This window comes from Acinetobacter sp. BY419 (genome assembly GCF_019038395.1).
Classification (GTDB): domain Bacteria; phylum Pseudomonadota; class Gammaproteobacteria; order Pseudomonadales; family Moraxellaceae; genus Acinetobacter.
This window is the reverse complement of sequence record NZ_JAGFXZ010000075.1, coordinates 1-1,274: the sequence shown is the minus strand read 5'-3', so window position 1 is coordinate 1,274 and position 1,274 is coordinate 1. Positions and strand designations below refer to the sequence as shown.

1 protein-coding gene is annotated in these 1,274 nt (G+C 36.3%); it reads right to left on the bottom strand.

All coding sequences use genetic code 11. The annotated features are described in order from the left end of the window. Positions 1 to 42: 42 nt before the first annotated feature. Positions 43 to 1,208 (bottom strand): IS3 family transposase gene (locus KUG37_RS14615; RefSeq protein WP_216938527.1). Its coding sequence is split into 2 segments (ribosomal slippage): positions 43 to 941 and positions 941 to 1,208, totalling 1,167 coding nucleotides; the frame shifts between segments, so codons are not numbered across the junction. Between the last annotated feature and the right edge of the window lie 66 nt (positions 1,209 to 1,274).

Below are 1,274 nucleotides of genomic sequence, written 5' to 3'. Positions count from 1 at the left end.
TGATGTGTGCTGAATTAACAGGATACTTCCACTTGGTAGATTCTATGCAGCCAACTTGTAAAAGTCTGCTGCCATTTGATTTGGTGTTTTAAAATCTAATCCTTTTTGAATTCTCTGCTGATTATAAAATAGCTCAATATATTTAGTAATATCTGCTTTAGCTTCTTCTCGTGTTTTATAATTACGATGATGAACCAATTCATTCTTCAGTATGCCCCAAAAGCTTTCAATGGGTGCATTATCGTAGCAATCTCCTTTTTTGCTCATTGAACCTTGAAAACCATATTTTTCAAGCATAGTTCGATACTCATGACTGCAATACTGACTTCCTCTATCTGAGTGAACGATTAAACCTTGTCTTGGCTTTTGATTACGAATAGCCATACTTAGAGTATTGCAAACAAGCTCTGCTGTCATACGCTCATTTAAACTATAGCCAACGACCTGTTTCGTATAAAGATCTTTTAAAGCGGCTAAATATAGCCATCCTTCACTTGTCCAAATGTAGGTAATGTCACTTACCCACGCTTGATTTGGAACACTCATGTTGAATTCTTGCTGTAACAGATTGCTATACACAGCACGATTGTGATTACTATTCGTTGTTCTTTTAAAGCGTTTATGGCGCTTACAATAGAGTTGTGTAAGTTTCTTTATGCTACGTACTGCATACTGACTAATTTCAATGCCTTGAGCATGCAAGTACTTGGTCAACCGAATATAACCATAGCTTTCATTGGTTTCTTCATGAGCTATTTTGACCAATATCGTCTGTTGGTTTCTTTGAATAGCACTTTTGCTCAAGCCACACTTCAACCAGTCATAAAATCTTGAAACTGAAACATGAAGTAGGCGAGCCATCATAGCTATTGGGTATATATGTCTTTGCAGTTTCATATATGCGTACCTTACTGACTTTCTTTTGCAAAGTACGCTGCTGCTTTTTTTAGAAATGCTTTTTCCATTTCAGCATTTTTGAGTTGTTGCTTCAGCTTCTTGTTTTCTTCAAGCAGGGCTACAAGATCTGGAGAATATTGTTGTGTACCAACTAATGTTCCAGATTTAGCTTTATTGTACCAATTTGAAAGTGTTTGCATGGATATGCCGAGCTGCCTTGCTGTTTCTGAGACATTGCCCTTATTTTCTTCAATTACTTTTATGGCTTCAGCTTTAAATTCTGACGTGTAAAAATTTTGCTTTTTTCTCATGGTAAACTCCTGATGAGTAAGTATAGTTTACCAAGTTAAAGTCTCCGCTTTTTTCAGCACATATCA